17 protein-coding genes are annotated in these 23,248 nt (G+C 64.5%); 7 read left to right on the top strand and 10 right to left on the bottom strand.

Annotated features, from left to right (window positions below):
* Nucleotides 1-13: 13 nt before the first annotated feature.
* The 6 genes from V8352_RS10660 to rpiA all read right to left on the bottom strand — a co-directional run bounded on the left by V8352_RS10660 (nt 14) and on the right by rpiA (nt 6,423).
* Complete coding sequence (locus V8352_RS10660; RefSeq protein WP_336424274.1) at nt 14-1,453, bottom strand: Do family serine endopeptidase; 1,440 nt, start codon at nt 1,451-1,453, stop codon at nt 14-16.
* Nucleotides 1,454-1,638: 185 nt separating this feature from the next.
* Nucleotides 1,639-1,836, bottom strand: coding sequence for a DUF2065 family protein (locus V8352_RS10655; protein ID WP_336424273.1), 198 nt, complete (start codon nt 1,834-1,836; stop codon nt 1,639-1,641).
* On the bottom strand, nt 1,836-2,915 hold the full coding sequence (gene hflC / locus V8352_RS10650; RefSeq protein ID WP_336424272.1) for a protease modulator HflC: 1,080 nt from the start codon (nt 2,913-2,915) through the stop codon (nt 1,836-1,838). The genes V8352_RS10655 and hflC overlap by 1 nt, the downstream gene beginning before the upstream one ends.
* 2 nt (nt 2,916-2,917) lie before the next feature.
* Nucleotides 2,918-4,084 carry an FtsH protease activity modulator HflK gene (hflK, locus tag V8352_RS10645; RefSeq protein ID WP_336424271.1) on the bottom strand — a complete coding sequence of 389 codons (1,167 nt, stop codon included), beginning with the start codon at nt 4,082-4,084 and terminating at the stop codon, nt 2,918-2,920.
* A gap of 123 nt (nt 4,085-4,207) precedes the next feature.
* Nucleotides 4,208-5,563 carry a glutathione-disulfide reductase gene (gor, locus tag V8352_RS10640; RefSeq protein WP_336424270.1) on the bottom strand — a complete coding sequence of 452 codons (1,356 nt, stop codon included), beginning with the start codon at nt 5,561-5,563 and terminating at the stop codon, nt 4,208-4,210.
* Between the two features lie 71 nt (nt 5,564-5,634).
* Nucleotides 5,635-6,423, bottom strand: coding sequence for a ribose-5-phosphate isomerase RpiA (rpiA, locus tag V8352_RS10635; RefSeq protein ID WP_336424269.1), 789 nt, complete (start codon nt 6,421-6,423; stop codon nt 5,635-5,637).
* 286 nt (nt 6,424-6,709) lie between these two features.
* On the opposite strand from rpiA, the gene V8352_RS10630 reads away from it, so the two are divergent.
* The 4 genes from V8352_RS10630 to V8352_RS10615 all read left to right on the top strand — a co-directional run bounded on the left by V8352_RS10630 (nt 6,710) and on the right by V8352_RS10615 (nt 11,823).
* The gene (locus V8352_RS10630) at nt 6,710-8,416 is read left to right on the top strand and encodes an ABC transporter substrate-binding protein (protein ID WP_336424268.1); all 1,707 of its coding nucleotides are present in this window, start codon (nt 6,710-6,712) and stop codon (nt 8,414-8,416) included.
* 85 nt (nt 8,417-8,501) lie between these two features.
* Entirely contained in the window at nt 8,502-9,725 is a 1,224-nt protein-coding gene (locus tag V8352_RS10625) for a multidrug effflux MFS transporter (protein WP_336424267.1), read from the top strand.
* A gap of 41 nt (nt 9,726-9,766) precedes the next feature.
* A complete protein-coding gene (gene serS, locus V8352_RS10620) occupies nt 9,767-11,059 on the top strand; it encodes a serine--tRNA ligase (RefSeq protein ID WP_336424266.1) in 1,293 nt (430 codons plus the stop codon).
* 59 nt (nt 11,060-11,118) lie between these two features.
* Nucleotides 11,119-11,823 (top strand): TspO/MBR family protein, encoded by a 705-nt coding sequence (locus tag V8352_RS10615; protein WP_336424265.1) that lies wholly within the window; start codon nt 11,119-11,121, stop codon nt 11,821-11,823.
* Nucleotides 11,824-11,877: 54 nt separating this feature from the next.
* On the opposite strand, the gene der is transcribed toward V8352_RS10615, so the two are convergent.
* The 3 genes from der to V8352_RS10600 all read right to left on the bottom strand — a co-directional run bounded on the left by der (nt 11,878) and on the right by V8352_RS10600 (nt 15,526).
* Complete coding sequence (gene der / locus V8352_RS10610) at nt 11,878-13,332, bottom strand: ribosome biogenesis GTPase Der (RefSeq protein WP_336424264.1); 1,455 nt, start codon at nt 13,330-13,332, stop codon at nt 11,878-11,880.
* A gap of 48 nt (nt 13,333-13,380) precedes the next feature.
* A complete protein-coding gene (locus V8352_RS10605) occupies nt 13,381-14,721 on the bottom strand; it encodes a PQQ-like beta-propeller repeat protein (protein ID WP_336424263.1) in 1,341 nt (446 codons plus the stop codon).
* A gap of 85 nt (nt 14,722-14,806) precedes the next feature.
* Nucleotides 14,807-15,526: a hypothetical protein gene (locus V8352_RS10600; protein ID WP_336424262.1), complete on the bottom strand. Its 720-nt coding sequence runs from the start codon at nt 15,524-15,526 to the stop codon at nt 14,807-14,809.
* Between the two features lie 318 nt (nt 15,527-15,844).
* On the opposite strand from V8352_RS10600, the gene V8352_RS10595 reads away from it, so the two are divergent.
* The 3 genes from V8352_RS10595 to V8352_RS10585 all read left to right on the top strand — a co-directional run bounded on the left by V8352_RS10595 (nt 15,845) and on the right by V8352_RS10585 (nt 21,465).
* Complete coding sequence (locus V8352_RS10595; protein WP_336424261.1) at nt 15,845-17,158, top strand: efflux RND transporter periplasmic adaptor subunit; 1,314 nt, start codon at nt 15,845-15,847, stop codon at nt 17,156-17,158.
* Nucleotides 17,155-20,988 carry an efflux RND transporter permease subunit gene (locus V8352_RS10590; protein ID WP_336424260.1) on the top strand — a complete coding sequence of 1,278 codons (3,834 nt, stop codon included), beginning with the start codon at nt 17,155-17,157 and terminating at the stop codon, nt 20,986-20,988. The genes V8352_RS10595 and V8352_RS10590 overlap by 4 nt, the downstream gene beginning before the upstream one ends.
* A gap of 222 nt (nt 20,989-21,210) precedes the next feature.
* Nucleotides 21,211-21,465: a VPEID-CTERM sorting domain-containing protein gene (locus V8352_RS10585; RefSeq protein WP_336424259.1), complete on the top strand. Its 255-nt coding sequence runs from the start codon at nt 21,211-21,213 to the stop codon at nt 21,463-21,465.
* Between the two features lie 58 nt (nt 21,466-21,523).
* On the opposite strand, the gene xrtE is transcribed toward V8352_RS10585, so the two are convergent.
* A complete protein-coding gene (xrtE, locus tag V8352_RS10580; RefSeq protein ID WP_336424258.1) occupies nt 21,524-23,077 on the bottom strand; it encodes an exosortase E/protease, VPEID-CTERM system in 1,554 nt (517 codons plus the stop codon).
* Between the last annotated feature and the right edge of the window lie 171 nt (nt 23,078-23,248).

Genomic DNA, 23,248 nt, shown 5'->3' with positions numbered 1-23,248 from the left:
CGCGCCAAGCCAATCAGTCCTCCTGAATGGTGAGCGCAACAAACCTTGGCTGACCATTCGAGCGCACGAGCAACAGGAGCGACTTGCGCCCTGCCTCACGCGCCGCGTCGATCTGGACCTCCAGATCTTCGATACTCACGATCTCCTGTTGCCCAGCCTCGGTGATGACATCGCCCGCGCGCAGACCCTTTTCAAAGGCTTCCGACGTCTGGTCGATGTCCTGCAAGACGAGGCCTTGCGCATCATTCGCCAACTCCAGTTGGCTGCGCAACTCGTCATCCAGCGGGGCAAGCGTCATGCCCATCATCGCCTCCGGCTCGGGGGCCGCTTCGGGCTCATCGCCGCCCGGGCCTGCACCTGCGGCGCGCTCGGCCTCCTCGCGGCGGCCCAGCGTCACCTTCAGCGTCTGTGTGCCACCATCGCGAAAGACAACGACGCGCACCGTCTTGCCGACCTCGGTCTCACCCACTTGGCGGACCAATTCGCGCGTGTCAGGCACCTTGACCCCGTCGAAGGAGGTGATGACATCACCCGCCATCATGCCCGCTTCGGCGGCGGGGCCATCGGGCACATCGGTGACCAGCGCACCGGCAACCATGTCGAGACCCATTGCCTCGGCCACGTCAGTCGTGACGTCCTGAATCACGACGCCCAGCCAGCCGCGCCGCGTCTCGCCGAATTCCTGCAACTGATCGACGACGCGGGTCACCACGTTCGACGCCATCGAAAAGCCGATGCCGATCGAGCCGCCATTGGGGCTGAGGATGGCCGTGTTCACGCCGACGACCTTGCCGTCCATGTCAAAGAGCGGCCCGCCCGAGTTGCCTTGGTTGATCGCAGCATCCGTCTGGATGTAATCATCGTAGGTGCCACTGAGGGCGCGATTGCGCGCCGACACGATACCGGCACTGACCGAGAAGCCCTGACCCAACGGATTGCCCATCGCCATGACCCAATCACCGACGCGCGCCACGTCGCTGTCGCCAAAGCTGACGAATGGAAGGGGGTTGTCCGCCTCGACCTTCAGCAGGGCGATATCGGTCTTGGGGTCGGTGCCGATGACGGTTGCCGGCATTTCGCCGCCTTCGTAGAATTCGATGATGATCTCGTCGGCGCGTTCGATCACGTGGTTGTTCGTGACAATATAGCCATCCTCGGAGATGACGAAGCCGGAGCCGAGGGCCGAACTGCGGCGCGGACGTGGCATTTCGCCGCCTTCGCCTTCTTCACGCTCCCGAAACTGGCGGAAAAACTCCTCGAAGGGCGAGCCGTCAGGCAGGACCGGCCCACTGCCGGTGCCGCGTGCCACGGTGGTTGACGTGGTGATGTTGACGACTGCCGGGCTGACCGTTTGCGCCAGATCGGCAAAACTCTCGGGTCGGGCCTGCGCAACGAGTGCCTGCGCCATGACCAGTGCCGTCACCAGCATGGACAGCGCAAGGGCCTTGAACATCGCTGTATTCAGACGTGCTTTTGCTATGCTTGGATGTTTCAAAACCGGTTCTCCTAAGTTGCGTTCTTTGATCGCTTGGAATGAGTGTAAAGCGCGGCGCGCCACGTGCAAACGCTCAAATCGCAGATCACGCGAGTGTTACGCGACGCCAACCGTGGAGCTGCCCCCATGGCATGGTGGCCAGTTCAGGCGCCCAGCAGCTTGGCGAGCCAGACCAGCGCCATGCCCGCCGCCATCGCGGCGAGGCCCAGTAGCCGCCGCGTCTCAACCGGAATGGCACGCAGTGCCTCGAGCATTCGGTCGATTATGCCGGGGGCCAGTGCATAGACCAGCCCCTCGACAATCAGTACAAGCCCCAGCGCCAGAGCACCGGTCGCCAGCATCACTCGGTCGCCGTCTGGCCGCCGCTCGTGGCGCCCTCTTCGAGCACGCCACTGGTGGACGCGCCGGACGCGGCGTTATTGCCCCCGTCCGTTTCGGCATCATCTTCAGCGGCCTCTTCGTCATCGGTCGCTTGTGATCCTGCGTTTCCACCCGAAACTCCGGCCTGAGCTTCTTCTGCCGCAGCGAGACCTGCCGCACCAAGGGGGGGGATAGGCCCACCGACAGAATTGAAGTAGCTGAAGAAATCACTGTCAGGTGACATCACGATCGACGAATTTTCACCGCGCAGCGCCATGCGATAGGCGTCGAGCGAGCGGTAGAATTCAAAGAACTCAATGTCTTCGCCAAAGGCTTCGTTGAAGACCGCGTTGCTGCGGGCGTCGGCCTCGCCTCGGGTGATCTCGGCTAGCCGCTGGGCGTCCGACACCAGCTCGGTCTGTGTCCGGTCGGCTTGGGCGCGCACACGCTGCGCCGCCTCGTTACCGCGGGCAATCTCGTCTGCGGCTTCACGTTCACGCTCGGCACGCATCCGGGCGAAGGTTGCCTCGAGGTTTTGCGTCGGCAGGTCCGTCCGCTTGAGCCGCACGTCGACAACTTCAATGCCCAATTCCTGGGCCTCGGTAATTGCCGCGTTGCGAATGCGGAGCATCAAAGCCGCCCGATCCGCGCTGAGGATATCGTTGGAACTGACCGAGCCAAGGACTTCGCGGGTCCGCGAACGCAGGATCGAATCCAGCCGATCCTCGGCAAAGGCGATGCCACCATCGCCAACCGCCTCACGAAAGCGCCGTACATCCACGATGCGGTAACGTGCAAAGGCATCAACCACGAGGCGTCGGTCGTCCAGCGGCGTCACTTCCAAGGGGTCGATATCTCGGCTCAGGATCCGGTCATCATAGCGCACAACTTGCTGGATGAACGGGATCTTGAAACCAAGACCCGGCTCTTCCTTGACATCAACGATCCGGGAAAACTGGAGCACCAGCGCCTTTTCACGTTCGTCGACGACAAAGATCGACATGAGGCCGACAACGACCACGACTACGATGGCGGGCAGAATGATTACTGACTTACCCATTATTATTGACCTTCCGAATTCTTGCGCAGCTCGTTGAGCGGCAGGTAGGGAACAACGCCTTGCGCGCCGTCGCCCGCGTCCTGGTCAAGGATGATCTTGTCCATATCGCCCAGAACTTCTTCCATCGCTTCGAGGTAAAGACGCTTGCGCGTCACTTCCGGCGCCTTGGAGTATTCGCCCAAGACGGCGCTGAAGCGGCTTGCCTCACCCTCGGCCTCGTTCACGACACGGGCGCGGTAACCTTCGGCCTCTTCCAACGTCTGAGCAGCCTGACCACGCGCCTCCGCAAGGATCCGGGCGGCATAGGCATCAGCCTCTTTCTCCAGACGGTCACGCTGCTGCTCTGCTGCCTGAACGTCACGGAAGGCGTCAATCACTTCGCGGGGCGGGTCGGCCCTGTCAAAGTTGATACGGACAACGTTGATGCCGCTTTCGTAGTTGTCCAACGTTTCCTGCGTCAACTCTTCAAGCCGCGCCGCGATAATGCCACGGTCACGGTTGAGGATGGGCGCAAGCAGCGATTGTGCGATAATTTCGCGCATGGCAGATTCGGACACAGCACGGATCGTCGCCTGCGGATCGCGCAGATTGAACAGAAGCATGGCCGGATCGTTGATGTTCCAAACGACCTGGAAGTCGATATCGACAACATTTTCGTCTCCGGTCAGCATCAGGCCCGCGTCGGTACCTTGCGAACCGACACCAATGTCTTCGCTGCGCTCGGTTGTCACAACCACCTTGTCATAGGTCACAAAGGGCCAGGGCGCGATGTGCAGTCCCGATCCAACGGTGCGGTAGTACTCACCCAGAAACAACTCGACGGACTGTTCTTCTGGCTTGACCGTATAAACGCTGGAAAAAAGCCAGACTGCGACGGCGCCAAGAACGCCGATGCCGACCATGCCGCGCGATATGCGTGGGCCTTCGCCGCCTCCGCCGCCATTTGCACCGCCGCCACCGCCGCGGCCGCCCATCAGGACGCGCAGCTGGTCTTGGCCCTTGCGGACAAGCTCGTCGATCTCGGGCATCTGGCCGCTGCCGCCGGGACGCCGGCCGCCTCGGTCGCCGCCACTTGGGCCGCCACCGTTCTGACCGTTACCTTTGTTCCCACCCGAGCTTCCGCCCGAACCACCGCCGCCGCCCCATGGGCCGCCCGATTGTCCTGCCATGAATGTTCATCCCTCTGAAATACTCTGAACCGGGAACCAAAGCACCCCGTTCGTGTGTTACCTGTGTAGCGTAGCCCGAAAATCAACCCAAGGCCCGCCGGTGATCTGCATTGAGGCCTGCGACTATCCCGCGCGCACGGGCGTCTTCATCGTCACCAGTTCCTCTGACATGGTGGGATGAACCGCACAAACACGGTCGAAATCCTCTTTGGTCGCGCCCATCTTGACCGCGATCCCGGCCATCTGGATCATCTCGCCCGCGCCGGGCGCGACGATGTGACACCCCAGCACCCGGCGCGTCGCCTGGCTGACCACCAGCTTCATCAGCACGCGGCCCTTGCGACCGACGAAGGCGGTTTTCATGGGCCGGAACGAGGTGCAGTAGACCTCGATCGGCTCGATGTCGCGCGCGGCCTCTTCACTCAGACCAATAGTGCCAATCTCGGGCTGGGTAAAGATCGCGGTCGGGATCATCTCGTGATCGACGGGCGTGGGGTTGCCTTTGAACACCGTCTCGACAAATGCCATCCCCTCGCGGATCGCCACGGGCGTCAGGTTGACCCGGTCGGTCACGTCGCCGATGGCGTAGATCGACGGCACGGCGGTCTGCGAGTATTCATTGACCTCGATCTGGCCGTTGCGGCCAAGGCCCACCCCCAGATCCTCCAGCCCCAGATCCGCGCTGTTGGGGCGCCGCCCGGTGGCAAAGAACACCTTGTCAAAGCGTTTCTCGTCGCCATGCGTGGATTTGACCATGTAACCGCCGTCGTCCGGCGTGATATCGAGGATGTTGGTGCCCAGCTTCACGTCGATGCCGCTGTCGATCATATCCTCCGACACCAGACCGCGCGCCTCTTCGTCAAAGCCCCGCAGGATCTGCGCGCCGCGGTAGAACTGTGTCACATCGACGCCGAGGCCGTTGAGGATGCAGGCAAATTCGCAGGCGATATAGCCGCCGCCAACCACAAGAATACTGCGCGGCAGCGTGTCGAGGTGAAAGATGTCGTCACTCACGATGCCATGTTCCGCGCCCGGCATGTCGGGGCGCAGGGGCGCGCCACCGGCCGCGATAAGGATATGCTTGGCTGTGAAGCTTTCGCCGGTCGAAAGGCTGACGGTATGCGCGTCGCTCAATTTGGCCCGCGCGTCATAGGTGGTCACGCCGCTATTGCGCAGCAGGTTGCGATAGATCTCCTCGAGCCGGTCCAACTCGGTGTGCAGATGGCCGCGAAAGGCAGGCCAGTCAAATCCGCCCGAATGCACCTTCCAGCCATAGGCCTGCGCATCGATCATCTCGTTGGGAAACTCGCTCGCGAACACCATGAGCTTCTTGGGCACGCAGCCACGGATGACGCAGGTGCCACCATAGCGGCTCTCTTCGGCCAGTGCCACGGTTGCGCCTGTTGCCGCCGCCACGCGCGCGGCGCGCACCCCGCCCGAGCCGCCGCCGATCACGAAGAGATCATAGTCGAATGTCATGTCTGCCTGATTCCTTGGGTTTTGGTCTTGGGTCGATGCTCTGGCGCGCATATCGGTGCGCAGGGCTGTGCTCAGTCCATCATGTCCTTGAAGAGATTGTCGGATTCCACGAAGTCCAGCCTGTCCTGCTCGACCGTTCCCTCGTTGATGTCGCGCAGGACGATGCGCCCGTCGCCGTGTCCGATCACCACGACGTCACAGATATCGACGAAAAGGCCATTCTCGACCACGCCGGGGATCTGGTTGAGCACGAGGGCAAGCTGCCGTGCATTGCCGATGCGGCCCAGGTGCAGATCGAGGATATGGTTGCCCTCATCGGTCACGTAAGGATGATCGCCGTTCATCCGCAGCGTCACGTCGCGGCCCAGCACATCGACGGAAATCAGCATCTCCTCGATCAGCGCGCGACTGGTCTGCCAGCCAAAGGGGATCACCTCGACCGGAAGGGGAAAGGCACCAAGATGCCCGACCTCCTTGGCCGCGTCCGCGATGACGATCATCTGGTCGCTTGCCGTCGCCACGATCTTTTCCTGAAGCAGCGCGCCGCCCCCGCCCTTGATCAGGTTCAGCTCGGAATCGAATTCATCCGCGCCGTCGATGGTCAGATCCAGCCATTTGGCCTCATCGAGGCTGATCACCTCGATACCGACCTCGCGCGCCAGTTCGGCGGTGCGGGTGGAGGTGGGCACGCCGCGAATCTTCAGCCCGTCCTCACGCACCAGCTCGCCAAGGCAGCGCACCATCCAGGCGGCCGTGGACCCCGTGCCGAGACCGACGCGCATGCCGTCCTCGACATAGTCGACCGCCTTCTTGGCGGCGACAAACTTGGCCTTGTCGATCGGTGACAATTGTCCGGACATTGCAGCGACTCCCCAGTGTTGGCGCACCCAAGCTATAGGGCTTAAGACGATGTGGCGCGAGAGGCAATCAAACGCGCAGGCGCCACGCGCCTGATCCGGCGTCCGAAAATCAGGCAAAGCGCGCCGAAGGGCTGGCCGAAATGGCGCAACTGCACGCGCCCCCGCCCTACCGCAGTCTGAACCACGACGCGCCCAGCGGCACGATTGCATATCGGGCCGCGTTGCGGAACAAATGAAAGGGCCGGGAGCGTGCGAATCCCGGCGCCCCCGGCTGGAGACGCCCCAGATGAGCCGCACCCGCCCCAAACTGCCCCAATGGCTGCGCACGCAGGCAAGGCGTCTGCGCGAGACCGGACCGGGACCGGATGCGGCGGACCGGCGCGAGTTTCTGGCCCTCGCCAGCGCGTTCGGCGCGAGCGCGGCCACCGCCTATGGGATGCTGGGCCTGCCCGCCCCCGCCGCCGCGCAAGAGGGCACAGGGGCCCGGCCAGAGAGCGGCCCAGGATCCAACCCCCGCCGGGTCCGCATCCAGATGCTGGTCCGCGATATCGGTGATCCGCGCAGTTTTGACTGGTTTCAGGCGGCGAATTTCACGCGCGGCTGGCTGGAATATCTCATCAGCTACGAAAACGACGGCACGTTTCGGCCTCGCCTGCTCACGGATTGGCACATCTCGGATGCGGCGGACGAATACACCCTTCATGTGCGGCAGGGCGTGACCTGGAACGACGGCACGCCCTTCGATGCGTCGGACGTGGCGCGCAATATCGCGCGCTGGTGCGACCGCAGCGCGCCGGGCAACTCAATGGCTGGCCGGTTTGACGTGCTGATCGATCCGGGCACGGGCCGCGCCATCGACGGGGGCATCACCCAGATCGACAGCCATACGGTGCGCCTCAGCCTGCCGCGCCCGGACATATCCCTGATCGCGGGCATGGCGGATTATCCCGCCGCCCTCGTGCCGCGCGACTTTGACGCGGCCACCATGCTGGAAAATCCGGTAGGCACCGGCCCCTACCTGCCCGAAACGCTCGAGCCGGGACGCCGCGCGGTGCTGGTGCGCAACGACGCGCATGACTGGTGGGGCGCGCAAGAGGGCGCAGGCGGCGGCGCGTGGATGGAGCGTATCGAATTCATCGACACCGGCACCGATCCGCTGGCCGCCCTTGCCGCCGCCACCGACGGGCAGGTCGACATGACCCATTCCATCGAGGGTGCGTATCTGCCAGCCTTCGCGGCTCTGCAGGACTGGCAAACGCATGACATACGCACTGCCGCCACGGTAGTGATCCGCCCCAATCAGCTGGCCGAGGTGAATGGCTTCCGCCCCTATGCCGACATCCGGGTGCGCCGCGCACTGCAAATGGCGATGAGCAATGCGGTCCTGCTGGAACTGGGGCACGCGGATGTTGGCGAGATTGCTGAAAATCACCACGTCTCGCCCCTGCATCCGGCCTATGCGCCCATGCCCGCGCCAGAGTTCGACCCCGCGCAGGCCCGCCAACTGATGATTCAGGCGGGGATGCAGGACTTTGTCCACGAGTTGATCTCGATCGACGACAGTTGGCGGCGCAACACCGCAGATGCCGCCGAGGCGCTGCTGCTGGATGCGGGGATCAAGGTGCGCCGCGTGATCCTGCCCGGCCCGCTGTATTGGGAAGGCTGGGCAACATTTCCCTTCAGCACAACCGACTGGGGGCACCGCCCGCTGGGGGTGCAGACCTATGCGCTGGCCTATCGCTCGGGCGAGCCGTGGAACGAGTTCGGCTGGTCCAACCCCGAATTCGACACGCTGCTGAGCGAGGCGCTCGCCACGCTCGACATCGAGGCGCGGCGCGCGCTCATGGCCCGGCTCGAGGCGTTGGTGCGTGAGGATGCCGTCACGGTTCAGCCCTATTGGCGCACGTTGACGAACCATACGCGGCCGGGGCTGGTCGGCGGCGCACATCATATCGCGTTCGAAATCCGGCCCGCTGAATTGCGCTGGACCTGAGACGCGGCCGGGCATAGGTGCGCGGGTGCCGCGCTGTCCCCACTCCGGTCGCCGGCATTGCCGCACTCCCCGGAAAGGCCACCTCATGCGCAAACCGATCATTCCCCTCCCGCTTCCGGAATTCGTCATCATGATGGCGATGATGATTTCCATCGTGGCGCTCTCGACCGACATGATGCTGCCGGCGCTGACGACCATCGGGCATGATCTGGGCGTGGATGATGGCAATGACGTGCAGTTGATCGTCTCGTCGCTCTTTCTGGGCTTTGCGGTGGGACAGGCATTTGCCGGGCCGTTGTCGGACAGTTTCGGGCGCAAGCCGATCATCTATCTGGGCTATGCCGTCTTTGGCCTCGGCTGCATCCTGTCGCTGACGGCGACCACTTGGGAGGCGATGATCGCGGGCCGCGTCCTTCAGGGCCTTGGCGCGGCCAGCCCGCGCATCGTGACGCTGGCGCTGGTGCGCGACGGCTACGAGGGGCGTGGCATGGCGCGCATCATGTCGGTTGTCATGGCGATATTCGTTCTCGTGCCCACCATCGCCCCGGCACTGGGGCAGGTCGTGATCCATTTCAGCGGCTGGCGGGCAACCTTTCTGGTGCTGATCGTGCTCGCCGTCATCGCCGCCACATGGTTTGCCATCCGCCAGCCCGAGACGCTGCCCCCGCAACAGCGCCGTCCGTTCTCCGCCAGGGCCATTGGCCGCGGGCTCAAGGAGATTTTTCGCAACCGGACCGCCATGGGCACCACGATTGCGCTTGGCATGATCTTTGGCGCGTTTCTGGCGTATCTCAGCACGGCGCAGCAGGTCTACGAGGTCGTCTATGACGCGGGCGCGCTCTTTCCGCTATATTTCGGGATGACGGCGCTGTCGATCGGCGCCTCTGCGGTGGTCAACTCGCTGTTGGTGATGCGGCTCGGGATGCGCTTTCTGACGCGCTGTGCGCTGTTCGGGCTGATCGCGCTGGCTGGCATCGCTGCCGTGCCAGTGACGCTATGGGGCGGTGTGCCGCCCCTGCCCCTCTTTATCGGCTGGCTGATCGCCTCGTTCTTTTGCGTCGGGCTTCTCTTCGGCAATCTCAACGCCATCGCGATGGAGCCCTTGGGCCATATCGCCGGTCTTGGCGCCGCGCTGATCGGGTCGGTGTCGAATTTCATCGCGCTGCCCATCGCCTATTTCATCGGCCATCAGTTCAACGGCACGGTGGTTCCGCTGGTCGCGGGCTTTGGCATCGTCGGGCTTCTGGCACTGGCCGTATTCATATGGTCCGAGCGCGGGCTGGCGCGTGCGGCGCAAACTGGTGCATAACGCAAGGCAACAGCTGATTCATCGATCCGAAAGGCCCAGCCATGCATGACATCCGTGCGATCCGCGAAAACCCTGCCGCCTTTGACGCCGCCCTGATGCGGCGCGGGGGTGAGGGCGCATCCTCCGCCATTCTGGCCCTCGACGAGGCCCGCCGCGCCAAGATCGCCGCTGCCGAAGGCGCGCAGGCCGAGCAGAACAAGGCCTCCAAAGAAGTGGGCGCGGCCAAGGCCTCGGGCGATGACGCCGAATTCGAGCGGCTGCGCGCCCTCGTCGGCGAAAAGAAGGCCGAGGTGGCCCAGATGCACACAGAGGCCAAGGCGCTGGACGCCGAGCTGGCCGAGATGCTGCTGGGCCTGCCAAACCTGCCGTTCGAGGATGTGCCGGATGGCGCGGATGAGGAAGACAACGTGGAGCTGCGCCGTTGGGGCACGCCCGCGACCTATGATTTTGCCCCGAAAGAGCACTATGAGCTGGCCGGCGTCCTGCCCGGCATGGATTTCGAGGCGGGCGCCAAGCTGAGCGGGACACGCTTTGTCGTGCTCAGCGGCGCTGTGGCGCGCATCCATCGGGCGCTGGCGCAATTCATGCTGGACACCCATGTCGACGAGAATGGCCTCGAAGAGACGTGGACGCCCGTGCTGGTGCGCGAGGAAATGATGTATGGCACCGGGCAGCTGCCAAAATTCGGCGAGGACAGCTACATGACAACGGACGGCTGGTGGCTGGTGCCGACCGCCGAGGTGCCGCTGACCAATCTCGTCAATGGCGAGGTCGTGGATGCCGCCAGCCTGCCGCGCCGCCATGTCGCGCATACGCAATGCTTCCGCTCCGAGGCCGGATCGGCGGGCCGCGACACATCGGGCATGCTGCGCCAGCACCAGTTCGAGAAGGTAGAGATGGTCAGCATCACCCACCCCGACCACAGCCGCGAAGAGCTGGACCGCATGACCACCTGCGCCGAGGGCATCCTGGAAAAGCTGGGCCTGCCCTATCGCACCATCGTGCTGTGCACCGGCGACATGGGCTTTGGCGCGCGGCGCACCCACGACATCGAGGTGTGGCTGCCCGGGCAGGACACCTACCGCGAGATCAGCAGCGTCTCGGTCTGCGGTGATTTCCAGGCGCGGCGCATGAATGCGCGGTTCAAGCCCGCAGATGGCGGCAAGCCGCAGTTCCTGCACACGCTCAACGGATCGGGCCTTGCCGTGGGGCGCTGCCTGATTGCCGTGCTGGAGAACGGCCAGCAGGCCGACGGCGCCGTGCGCCTGCCCGAGGCGTTGCAACCCTACCTGGGCGGCAAATCCGTGCTGAGCGCCGAGGGCCAACTGGTCTGAGAGGAACCGGGCGGACGCGCGCCCGGTTTCCTGCCAAATTTCACCCCAAGGATTGCCCCATGCCCTTTCTCATCCTGCTCGCCACGCTGGCCTTTGCCCTGTCTCCCCTGCTCTCGCCCGGTTTCGGCGGCTTTGAGGATGACCAGTTCCCGATCCCGCAGATCGACCCGCCGGTGCAGCCTGCGGGCTATGCCTTTGGCATCTGGGGGCTGATCTATGCATTGTTGATCGCGGCGGCGCTCTATGGCGTGTGGCAGCGGCGCAGCGACCCTCAGTGGCAGGCGATGCGCCTGCCCCTCCTGGTGACGCTGGTCGTCGGGGCCACGTGGCTGCCCATCGCGCAGACCAGCGCGGTCTGGGCCACGGTGCTGATCTGGATCATGTGGGCTTTTGCCGTCTGGGCCGTGCTGAACGCCCCGCGCGGGGATGGCGCCGACAAATGGCTGGGCCGCGTGCCCGTTGCACTCTACGCCGGGTGGCTGACGGCGGCGTCCTGCGTATCGCTTGGCCTGATGGCGGCGGGCTATGGGGCCATGAACCAGACGGTCGCGGCGATCCTTGCGCTGCTAATTGCGCTGGGGCTTGCCCTTTGGGTGGCGCGCCAGCGGCCCGACGCGCTGGGGTATCTGGCGGGCGTCATCTGGGCGCTGATCGGCGTTTGCGTGCAGAACGCCACGGGCGGCTCGACCTATGTTCTGGTGCTGGCCGCCGCAGGCGCCGCCGCGCTGATCGCAGTGGGCGGGAACAATATCAAGCGCACCTGAGATGCGGGCCAGAGATACCGGCTCCAGAGGCGCTTTTGAAGCCAGCCGGGCGCTTTACTTGCCCGGCTTGCTCAGGTGCTTGCGCAGGCTGGATGGGCCTGCCTTTTTCTTGGCCTTATAGGGGTTCTTGTCATTCTGGCTGCGCATGTGCAGTCGAATGGGTGTGCCCGGCATATCAAAATCCGTGCGCAAGCCATTAACCAGATAGCGCGAATAGCTCTCGGGCAGCTTGTCGGGGTGACTGCACATCACGACAAAGCCGGGGGGCCGCGTCTTGGCCTGTGTCATATAGCGCATCTTGATACGTTTGCCGCCGGGTGCGGGGGGCGGATGCTGCTCGAGCATGCCCGTGAGCCAGCGATTGAGCTGTGCCGTGGTGATGCGGCGATTCCAGACGTCATGCGCCTTTTCGACCGCAATCCTCAGACGATCGAGGCCCTTGCCCGTCTTGGCCGAAACCGTGACCAATGGCGCACCGCGCAACTGCGGCAGCAACCGCTCGAAGCTCTCGCGCAGATCGCGCAGCTTTTGCTGCTTCTCAGGCTCGACGTCCCATTTGTTGATTGCCAGAACGACGGCCCGGCCCTCACGCTCGGCCAGATCGGCGATGCGCAGGTCCTGCTGCTCGAACGGGATCGCGGCGTCCAGAAGGACGATCACCACCTCGGCGAACTTTACCGCGCGCAGGCCATCGCCGACGCTCAGCTTCTCAAGCTTTTCCTGCACGCGCGCCTTCTTGCGCATCCCTGCGGTGTCGAAGATGCGGGTGTGCAGCCCCTCCCACTCGATCTGAAGCGATATGGCATCGCGTGTGATCCCGGCCTCGGGGCCGGTCAGGAGGCGCTCTTCGCCAAGTATCTTGTTGATCAGCGTGGATTTTCCGGCATTGGGCCGGCCCACCACGGCGATTTGCAGCGGTTTCTTGGCCGTCGGCACGCGCGGCGCGTCCACATCGCCATCCTCGTCCACGGCAACATCGACCTCGGGCGCATCCGCCTCGGCGCGTTCGGCAAAACCATCGGCCAACGGCATCAGCACCGAATACAGGTCATTGAGACCCTCGCCATGCTCGGCCGACAGGCGAATCGGCTCACCCAGGCCAAGGCCATAAGCCTCGATCACACCGCCATCGGCGGCCGAGCCTTCGGCCTTGTTGGCGGCAAGGATCACATGCTTGGAGCGCTTGCGCAGGATATCGGCAAAGACCTCATCGGTGGGCGTGACCCCGGTGCGCGCGTCGATCATGAAGAGGCACACATCGGCCATATCGACCGCGCGCTCGGTCAGCTTGCGCATGCGCCCTTGCAATGATTCGTCAGTCGCCTCCTCAAGGCCCGCCGTGTCGATCACGGTAAAGCGCAGATCGCCCAGCCGCGCGGCACCCTCGCGCAGATCGCGCGTGACGCCGGGCTGGTCATCGACCAGCGCCAGGCGCTTGCCCACAAGGCGGTTGAAAAGCGTGGATTTGCCCACATTGGGGCGCCCCACGATAGCGAGGCTGAAGGTCATTTTGGCGCTCCGTGACGGATCAAGCCGCCGTCATAGTGCAATATGCGGTCAGCGGAAAGCGTGCAGTTGCCCATTCGTGCCAACGACGTAAAGAACGCCGCCCGCAACCACTGGATTGGTCGTGGCACCGCCGGGCACGGCGACACTGCCGCGCAGCGCGCCCGAGACCGGATCAAAGAACCGCAGGTAGCCATCATTCGAGGCAACAACCAGCTGTCCGCCCGCCATGACAGGTCCGTAATGGGCAAAGACTTCGGCCTGCCGCTTGGGCCGGGACTTGACGAAGAGAGGCAGTTTCGTGCCCCAGACGCGGCTGCCGTCCTCGGCGCGCAGGCGCACCAACTCGTTCTTGTCCGAGACAAGATAGATAGAGGCATCTGTCGCCCAGACAGGGCTCATCGGACCCTCGTTCGCCGTCCAGATCCGCTCGCCATTGGCAAGGCGCAGTGCGGCCATGCGGCCCGACTGGTTGCCCACATAAACACGATCGCCGACGATCACCGGATCGCCGGTGATATCGGTAACGAGGCTTTGGGCGAGGCCGTCACGCTGGCCCGCGATGACAGCGTCCCAAAGGCGCAAGCCGCCCTTGCGGAATGCGCCCTGCACCTCGCCCGAGCCAAAGGCAAAGACGGCGTATTTGTCGGAAATCGCGGGCGCGGGTCCACCCAGCACGTTGTTGATGTTGGGCGCGGCCGTCAGCTGCCACTGGATGCGGCCCGTATCGGTATCCAGCGCCCAAGCCGTGCCGTCGCCCGCGACCACATAGACCAGCCCGTCCATGACCGTGGGTGTGGCCGATGCGCTCTCCAGCAGTTCCTGCTCCCAGATCTTGGCGCCGGTGGCCGGATCGAGCGCCGTGAGGCGACCGAAACCCGAGGAGGCAAAGACTTTGCCGTCACCATAGGCAAGGCCGCCGCCGCTGCCCTCAGCGGGGGAATCAGCAGCCGGCACAAGGCTGGAGGTCCAGAGCGTCGTACCGTCAGGCGCCGTTGCGCTGACAGTGGCCGAGGCATCCATCGCGAAAATGCGGCCACCGGCAACAACCGGATCTGCCGTGACCCGGCGGCGCGCGCCATCACCTGCGCCGATGGGCGCGGACCAGATCAGGCTGGGCGAGGCGGACAGCGCCGGATGTGCGGGCCGCGTGGCGGGCGAGCCGATGCGCTGCGTCCACTCGCCATTGGTGCGGGGTGCGGGCAGGCTCACGGGCGCGGCGACATTGGGGCCGGATGCGCCGACCACTTCTGATGCCGCGGGCTCGGCCTGATCTGACCTGAGCACTTCGCGCAGGCCCTCGCGCTTGCCCGGCAGGATCGGATCGGGCTCCGAGCAGGCGGCCAATATGGCCAGCGCGGCCAGCATTGCGACAGTTTTGGATCGTTTCATCACCGCGTGCATGTCCCATGGTCCCCGTTATGTCGGTGCCAGCTCGCAGGGCGAATCCTGGCTGTCTTGCTGCGCTTTCGGCCGTTTATTCGACGGCCTCCACGGCCGCCGCATCGTCAATCGCGCCCTCCGGCGCACTGGCCTCGGTGCCCCCCGGCAGCATCGGTTCGCCGCCGAGTGCCACAATCACTTGTGTCGCACGGCGGCGCAAGCCCGGCGTTGCCCCGGCATCGGCCGATATCGCGTTCATGCGCTCGATCGCCGCCGCTTCGTCCCCAGTCTCGATCTCGAGGTAGGCCAGCTGCTCTTCGGCCAGAAGGCGGATGACCCCGCCGCCCAGCGCCAATTCCTCAAGCCGCGCCCGGCGCGCCTCGGTGTCCATGCCGCTCTCGTCGATCATCACGGCCTTGAGCGTCGCGATCTGGCGGTAGATCAGCGGGATATCCGTCATCGCCGCGATCTGCATCAATTGCGCGGAAGCTGCGGCAGGATCGCCCTCCAGCGTCTCAGCAGAGGCCAACATCTGCAGTATCGCAGCGCTGTCCGGCCCGGCAGGCGTGACATCGGCCAGCGCACCTGCCCGCTCAGAGCGATCCGGTAACTCGAGCGCGCCCAGCATCGCATCCCCCAGCGCCTCGGCACTGGCGCGCTCCTGCGCCTTGCGCCATTCGTTGTAGGCTGCGCCGCCCACGATGATCAGTAGGGCAAGCACCGCGATCCAGCCATAACGGCGCATGAGGCCAAAGAGGCGGTCGCGGCGGACCTCCTCACTCACCTCTTCGATGAAACTGTCATTATTGCTCACGAGAGGTGTGCCTGCCTTGTCTTGCTGCGGTTTTTCCCCTCTTAGCTGTTCATTCGGCGCGTGCCAAGGGCCGCCAGCCGCAGAGCGCTCAAGGGTGCTTTTGACTGGAGGAATACCAGTGGCCATTTCGCCTGCAAATCGCTGCGTACCCATGCACCGCGAAAAATTTCACAGCGCGCCGCAAGAAATTACATCTGAACCGACGAGTTCAGCGTATAGTTCTCGGGTGCAAAATGGCCCTTGAGGGCCGCACAAAGGGATCATGACGTAGCGGGATTTTTGCGCTATGAGCGCGAGGAACGCTTGAGAAGGGCTGATATGCGACTGTTTTCGATCCTCGCCGCGGTTGCCGCTGCGCTGCTGATTTACGCTTTCGTCTTCGAGCGCGACAAATTCGTGGCGGCCCTCGCCCCCAGCGGAAACACGGCGGGCGACGCGCCCGAGGCCGCCGAGGCCACCCCCGACGACAGCGGCGATACGCCCGATGTCATCCGCGTCGTCGCCATCCACAGCCGGGCCAAGACCATCGACAATGCCGTCATGCTGCGCGGCCAGACTGAGGCGCTGCGCCAGGTCGATGTGCGCGCCGAGACGTCAGGGCGCATCATATCCGAGCCGCTGCGCAAGGGCGCGTTCGTCGAGGCCGGGCAGCTTCTTTGCCAGTTGCATCCCGGCACGCGGGAGGCCGCGCTGGCCGAGGCCGAGGCCCGCCGCGCCGAGGCCGCGACCCGCATCCCCGAAGCCGAAGCGCGACTCGCCGAGGCCGAGGCCCAGCTGGCCGAGGCGCAGATCAATGACACCGCCGCCTCCCGGCTGAGCGAAAGCGGATTCGCCTCCGAAACGCGCGTGGCAAGCACCCGCGCGGCCGTGAGTTCGGGCAAGGCCGCAGTTCAGGCGGCCAAATCCGGCCTAGACGCCGCGCGCACCGGGATCGAGGCCGCCGCCGCCGCCTCGGCCACCGCCCGCGAAGAACTGGCGCGCCTCGAAATCGCTGCGCCATTTGCCGGGCTGCTCGAGTCCGACACAGCCGAGCTTGGCGCGCTCTTGCAGCCCGGCGCGCTCTGCGCGACTGTCATACAGCTTGACCCGATCAAACTGACCGCCTTCGTGCCGGAAACGCAGGTTGATGGCGTCGCCTTGGGGGCCACGGCGCGCGGGCGGCTGGTCTCGGGGCGTCAAGTGACGGGGGAGGTGACATTCCTCTCGCGCTCCGCTGACCCCCAGACGCGCACCTTTCAGGTCGAGATTACCGTGGAGAATGCCGATCTGTCGCTGCGCGATGGGCAAACTGCCGAGATCGCCATCGCCTCGGACGGCACCGATGCGCATCTGATTCCGCAATCGGCGCTGACGCTGAACAATGACGGCGTGCTCGGCGTGCGCCACATCGTCGATGCCCGCGCCGAATTCGCCCCCGTCGAGTTGATCCGCGACACGGCAGAGGGCGTCTGGGTCTCGAACCTGCCGCAGGCGGTGGACATCATCGTGATCGGTCAGGAATACGTCATCGCGGGCGTGCCCGTCGAGGCAAGCTATCAGGCCGGCAGGGCGCCCGACGAGGTCGCGGCAGAGCCTGCACCGGCCACGGATGAGGCCATGCCAGCCGCGAGCGCCGCGGAGATCATCCAGTGACCGGCATCGTCGATTGGGCCGCCAGCCGCGCGCGGATGGTGCTGGCCTTTATCGGCCTCAGCCTGCTGGCGGGGGGCGTCGCCTATGTCGGCCTGCCCAAGGAGGGCGAGCCGGATATCGAGATCCCCGCCCTCTTCGTGTCGGTCCCCTTCCCCGGCATTTCCGCCGAGGACAGCGAGAAACTTCTGGTCAAGGTCATGGAGACCGAGCTGAGCGATCTGGACGGGCTGAAGGATCTGAGCGGCACCGCGTCCGAGAATTTCGCCGGGGTCGCGCTGGAGTTCGAGTTCGGCTGGGACAAGACGGCCATCATGGCCGATGTGCGCGACGCGATGAGCGCCGCCGAGGCCAAGTTCCCCACAGGCGCCGAAAAATACACCCTGAACGAGATCAATTTCAGCGAATTCCCCATCATCATCGTCAACCTCTCGGGCGATGTGCCCGAACGCACGATGGCGCAGGTCGCCAATGATCTTCAGGACCGGCTCGAAGGGCTGGAGCCCATTCTGGAGGCTGGCATCGCGGGCAAACGCGAGGAGATGGTCGAGGTGTTGATCGACCCGCTGCGCCTTGAATCCTACGATGTGACGGCGGGTGACCTGATAAATGCCGTCAGCAACAACAACCTGTTGATCGCCGCAGGCGAAGTCCGCAGCGAAGGCGGCGCCTTCTCGGTCAAGATCCCGTCCTCTTTCGACCAGACCCGCGACATTTACTCCCTGCCGGTCAAGGTGAACGGCAACCGGGTGGTCACGCTGGGGGATGTGGCGCGCATCAATCTGACCTTCGAGGACCGGATCGGCACCGCCCGCTTCAACGCCGAGACCACGGTCGCGCTACAGGTGGTCAAGCGCAAGGGCTTCAACATCATCGACACCGCGCAGCTGGTGCGCGACACCGTGGACGAGGCCAGCGCCGGATGGCCTGCCGGACTGCGGGCCGCCGTCGATGTGGGCACCTCTAACGATCAGTCCCGCACCGTCGCCTCGATGGTCAGCCAGCTGGAGGGATCGGTGCTGACGGCCATCGCATTGGTCATGATCGTGATGCTCGCAACGCTGGGCATCCGGCCTGCGCTCTTGGTTGGATTTGCGATTCCCACATCATTTCTGCTCTGTTTTGCACTGATGGCGGTCATGGGCATTACAATTTCGAACATGGTGATGTTCGGGCTCATCCTTGCCGTTGGCATGCTGGTGGATGGCGCCATCGTGGTCGTCGAATATGCCGACCGCCGGATCGAAGAGGGTTCGGGGCCGATGACCGCCTATGTCGAGGCGGCCAAACGGATGTTCTGGCCTGTCGTCAGCTCGACCGCGACGACGCTCTGCGCCTTCCTGCCGATGCTGTTCTGGCCGGGGGTGCCGGGGCAGTTCATGGGGATGCTGCCAGTCACGCTGATCTTTGTCCTCTCGGCCTCGCTGCTGGTCGCGCTGGTCTATCTGCCGGTGCTGGGCGGCGTCACGGGCCGGATGGAAAACTGGACATCGGCGCAGCTGGCGCAGATCGCGGGCGGCTGGTGGCTGTGGCATCTGGCACTATTTCCCATCGCGGCGGGTCTGGTCATGGCAGCGGGTGCAGGCGTGCCCCCGCTTCTTGCCCTGATCGGCGCGACCTTTGCCGGGATCGACATGGGCGCGATCCTCACTTCAGTCATCCCGTCGCTTGCCACCGCGTTCGTTCTTGGCGTCGGCACGGCCTTGCTGGCGGCCGCGGGCGTGGCGGGCGTGGCCGCGATCCTGCTGGGGCTTCTGGCGCTCGGGCGGCGTCTTGCCAATGGCGCCGGCTGGCTGGGGCGCAGCATGGTGCCGCGCCGCCTGCGCCCGGCTGCGAAACCGCTGCGCTCGGGCTACCGGCGCACGCCTTTTGGCTGGGTCATCCATGCCATCGTCGGCAACCCTGTGATGCCGCTGGTCAGTTTCGGGCTGATCTTTGTCATCGTGGGCACCACGCTGATCTACTACATGCAGAACAACAACGGCACCGAGTTCTTTGTCGAGTCCGAGCCCGAGCAGGCCATTGTCTATGTTCGTGCGCGCGGCAACCTGTCGATCGAGCAAAAGGATGATCTGGTCGCGCAGGTCGAGACTGCCGTGCTGGCGCAGCCGGGCGTCGCCTCGGCCTTTGCCTTTGCCGGGGATGGCGGGCTGAACAACAACACCGGCGGCGCGCAGCCCCCGCTCGACACCATCGGGCAGGTGCAATTCGAGATGATCCCATGGGACGAGCGCGGCACCGTCACCGACCCGTGGCTGTGGGGCCTATGGGACCGCCAGATCAGCAACCCGGCCATCGACGGCGATAAGGTCATCGCCGAGCTGACCGATACGCTGGCCCGCATTCCCGGCATCAAGACCGAAATCCTCGGCCAGACCGGCGGGCCCGCCTCGGCCAAGCCGGTGCATCTGCGCCTGACGGGTGACAACTGGGAAGAACTTCAGGCCGCGACCGCCATGGCCCGTGCCAAGTTCGAGGACACTCAGGGCCTAACCCTGATCGAGGATACGCTGCCCCTGCCCGGCATCGACTGGCAGATCGACGTCGATGTCGAAAAAGCGGGCCAGTATGGCGCGGATGTGGCCACCGTCGGCGCGATGGTGCAACTTGTCACGCGCGGCCTGATGCTGGGCGAGATGCGCGTGCCCTCGTCGGACGAAGAGATCGACATCCGTGTGCGCCTGCCCGAGGCTGACCGTGTGCTCAGCACGCTGGACGCGCTCAAGGTGCGCACCAACGATGGGCTGGTGCCGCTGGCCAATTTCATCACACGCCAGCCGGTGCCCAAGCTGGCCCAGATCGACCGGATCGGCCAGAAACGCTATTTCGACGTCAAGGCGGCCGTCGCCACGGGCATGACGACCACGCGCACCGGCGCGGATGGCACTGAGACCACCCAGCCGCTGACCGCCAATGAACGCATTGTCTATCTGACCGAATGGCTGGACAGCGGCCCCCTGCCCGCCTCGGTCAGCCATGAATGGACCGGCGATCAGGAGGATCAGGAGGAATCAAGTGCCTTCCTGATGAAGGCTTTCGCAGGGGCGCTTGGCCTCATGTTCATCATCCTGCTGGCGCAGTTCAACAGCATCTACAATTCGGTTCTGGTGCTTCTGGCGGTCATCCTCAGCACGACGGGTGTGCTGATCGGGATGCTGGTCATGGGACAGACATTCTCGATCATCATGACCGGCACGGGCATTGTCGCGCTGGCCGGTATCGTGGTGAACAACAACATCGTGCTCATTGACACCTATCAGGAGTTCAGCCGCTACATGCCCCGCAGCGAGGCGATCACGCGCACGGCCGAGGCGCGGATCCGCCCCGTCCTGCTGACCACCATCACCACCATGGCGGGCCTTGCGCCGATGATGTTCGGCCTTAGCCTCGACTTCATGAATGGCGGCTACAGCTTTGACAGCCCGACTGCGCTCTGGTGGAAACAGTTGGCGACCGCCGTGGTCTTTGGCCTCGGGATTGCGACGGTTCTCACGCTTGTCTTTACCCCGTCGATGCTCGCGCTGCGGGTCTGGCTGGGCACCTATGCGGCGTGGTTGGCACGCGCGCTGGCCGCCATGTCGATGGGCCGGGCCAGCCGCGCCGCGCGCGACTGGTCGCTGGAGCGCGCGGCGCGCCGCGTGCGTGCGCCCGAAATCATCTGGGCGGATGGCACCGCGCCCGCCGCCGCTGGCGACACCTATATGGAGGTCGAGGGCGCGGATCTGGGCCTGGAAGATCTCAAGCGAATCATGTCGGTGCGCGAGGCAAATGAAGAGGAATCCGAGTCAGACGATTCGGCCAAGCCTCCGAATCCGTTGCGCGCAGCCGAATAGTACCGCCCCGAATCGTCAGTCGGCGGATCTGCAAAGGCGCGCCTCGGACTGCGTCGCGCCGCATATTGTCGTCGTGGCTGGAACAAAGCGCCGACATTCCAGCGCTTGTTTCCAATCGGTCCCAGCTGACGGAGAATTATGCCTCCCCACCTAGAAAAATGTGGCGAAGTTGTGCCTAAAAATGTACGCAGAGAGAGCAAAAGTTATTTCTGGGGTGTAACGATGACTTCTTTTTTCAAAACCATGTCTGCCTCCACTGCTTTTTTGGTGGCGAGCGCAGTCGCGGCCTCGGCACAGGAGAGAAGCTCTTGGCTGGGCGGTTTTCTTGGCAATATCTTTGACCGTGTCACAGGCGGCAACCACGCGCCTGCGCACAACGTACCGGAAATTGATGCATCCTCGGGTCTTCTGGCCGGTGCCGCGGTTCTGGCATCGCTGGTGTTGGCCTGGGAAATTCGTCGCCGCCGTCGCGGCTGAAATCATTTCTCCGCATCCAAGACGAAAGGCCGCCCACGAGGCGGCCTTTTTCTTGCGCTCAGATCAGCGACCAATCCCCGTACCAGAACGCTGCCGCCGCGATCACGGTATTGGCGACCGCATGGGATATGACCGCGTCCATAAGGCGGCCTCGATGCAGATACACCAGGCAAAAGACCACACCCGCCAGACCTGCCTCGACAAAGCGACCGTGCAAGAGCGCAAAGAGCGCCGAGGACACGGCGATGCCCCCGATCCGCCAGATCAGCCTGTCATCCGCAATCCGCGCCAGCACATATCCCCGAAAGAAGGCCTCTTCGATGATCGGGACAAACAGGGCCGTACCGATGACGCGCACCCCGATCCAGACCACCAGCGCCGCGCCAGCCAGCGCCGGCGCCCCGCCACCTTGGCCCTCGGCGAGTGCCAGCCAGACCGCCCCCACCAGCAGCCCCGCGCCGATACTGAGGACGGAGGGAACGCAAATCAGGCCAATCAAGGGGCGCCGCGCCCACCAGAGTGCGACAAACATCGCGGCCACTTGCCACGGATAGGCCTCGGCAGGATCGCTCCAAAAGGTTTGCGCGACGACGCCCGAGGCCATGAACACGATGAATGGCACGATCAGCGCCGCCGCCAGATCCCCGGACAGCGGCACCGAGGGTGTCTGGCCCACCTCCCGGTGCAGCCAGCGCACACGCGAGGCCACGATCAGAACCCCGAGCGCCAACGCCGTGAAAAACAGCCACCCGGCAAAGCTGTGAAATCCGCCAACCGCCAGATCGGGCGAGACATGTGCCCCGATCCAGACCAGCACGGCGATGCGCACCACGTTCAGCAGCCATGACGCCAGCAACGCGGCGGGCCAGATGACGGCCCAAAACCGCGCCATCCGTAGGGTATCGCGGAAAAGCCAAGCATAGAGCGCCAGAAAGGCGGTGATCAGCGCAAAACCCTCGACGCCCGAACAGCTGTCAGCGATCGCCACGATGAAATCACCGGTGCCGAGCACTTGGGTGGCCGGATTGCCCACTGGCTGCTCGCCAATCAGCCACAAGAGCACCGCAACCCCGGCAAAGGTAACCTCGGTCAAGCGCTGCCAATACCAAAGCGGTCCAGCGGCGGCGGCCGCCATCGGCAAAAGTGCCGCGCCCAGAAACAGCATCAGCAGAACAGGCCACCGTCCCCGCGTCCAATCCCACCAGGCCGCGGGCGGCGCCAGCCAGAAGAGCCCCCCGACAGCGGCCATCGCGCCGCCTAGTATCAAGAGTGCAAAGACGGCACCAAAGGCATCGTTGAGCCCCGATGACGGGATCAGCACAACCGGCAGCAGCATCAGCACGGCGCCCAAGACATGCAGCGCCTGCCAATGCCAGCCCTGCGCCGGCGCGCGCAGCAAGCCCGCCAAGGCATGCCGCGCAGAGGTTGCCGCCCAGAGATAGACCCCCAAAAGCGCGGCAAGGCACATCAGACTGACGGCAACGCCGCGCAGCGCCCGGCAGGCCAGTGCCATGCCGGTCAGGCGACACTCGATCGGTGTCGCAAGCTGGAACAGCAGCGCAATCACGACAAGCTCGGCCAGCAAGAGCGCTGGCAGCAAGACCGCCCTCATAGGAAACCGCGGCACGCGCTGCGCTTTCCGTTCGTGATCACTTGCAAATGTGTCTCTGTTCATAAGGCCCATGATGTCGCATATTTCGTTCCCAATTCTTATGCCCCTGACTTCAGACCAAACAATGGCACTGCGGCGACAAATCATGGGCCACAGCCTCTGGGCACCCGG

The organism is Roseovarius sp. D0-M9, from assembly GCF_037083805.1.
Classification (GTDB): Bacteria; Pseudomonadota; Alphaproteobacteria; order Rhodobacterales; family Rhodobacteraceae; genus Roseovarius.
Note: the sequence above shows the minus strand (reverse complement) of the source record. Positions and strands in the feature narration are given on the sequence as shown.

Coding starts and splice junctions, on each gene's coding strand:
- V8352_RS10660 (WP_336424274.1), bottom strand. CDS start 1,453: ATGTTCAAGGCCCTTGCGCTGTCCATGCTGGTGACGGCACTGGTCATG.
- V8352_RS10655 (WP_336424273.1), bottom strand. CDS start 1,836: ATGCTGGCGACCGGTGCTCTGGCGCTGGGGCTTGTACTGATTGTCGAG.
- hflC (WP_336424272.1), bottom strand. CDS start 2,915: ATGGGTAAGTCAGTAATCATTCTGCCCGCCATCGTAGTCGTGGTCGTT.
- hflK (WP_336424271.1), bottom strand. CDS start 4,084: ATGGCAGGACAATCGGGCGGCCCATGGGGCGGCGGCGGTGGTTCGGGC.
- gor (WP_336424270.1), bottom strand. CDS start 5,563: ATGACATTCGACTATGATCTCTTCGTGATCGGCGGCGGCTCGGGCGGG.
- rpiA (WP_336424269.1), bottom strand. CDS start 6,423: ATGTCCGGACAATTGTCACCGATCGACAAGGCCAAGTTTGTCGCCGCC.
- V8352_RS10630 (WP_336424268.1), top strand. CDS start 6,710: ATGAGCCGCACCCGCCCCAAACTGCCCCAATGGCTGCGCACGCAGGCA.
- V8352_RS10625 (WP_336424267.1), top strand. CDS start 8,502: ATGCGCAAACCGATCATTCCCCTCCCGCTTCCGGAATTCGTCATCATG.
- serS (WP_336424266.1), top strand. CDS start 9,767: ATGCATGACATCCGTGCGATCCGCGAAAACCCTGCCGCCTTTGACGCC.
- V8352_RS10615 (WP_336424265.1), top strand. CDS start 11,119: ATGCCCTTTCTCATCCTGCTCGCCACGCTGGCCTTTGCCCTGTCTCCC.
- der (WP_336424264.1), bottom strand. CDS start 13,332: ATGACCTTCAGCCTCGCTATCGTGGGGCGCCCCAATGTGGGCAAATCC.
- V8352_RS10605 (WP_336424263.1), bottom strand. CDS start 14,721: ATGAAACGATCCAAAACTGTCGCAATGCTGGCCGCGCTGGCCATATTG.
- V8352_RS10595 (WP_336424261.1), top strand. CDS start 15,845: ATGCGACTGTTTTCGATCCTCGCCGCGGTTGCCGCTGCGCTGCTGATT.
- V8352_RS10585 (WP_336424259.1), top strand. CDS start 21,211: ATGACTTCTTTTTTCAAAACCATGTCTGCCTCCACTGCTTTTTTGGTG.
- xrtE (WP_336424258.1), bottom strand. CDS start 23,077: ATGAGGGCGGTCTTGCTGCCAGCGCTCTTGCTGGCCGAGCTTGTCGTG.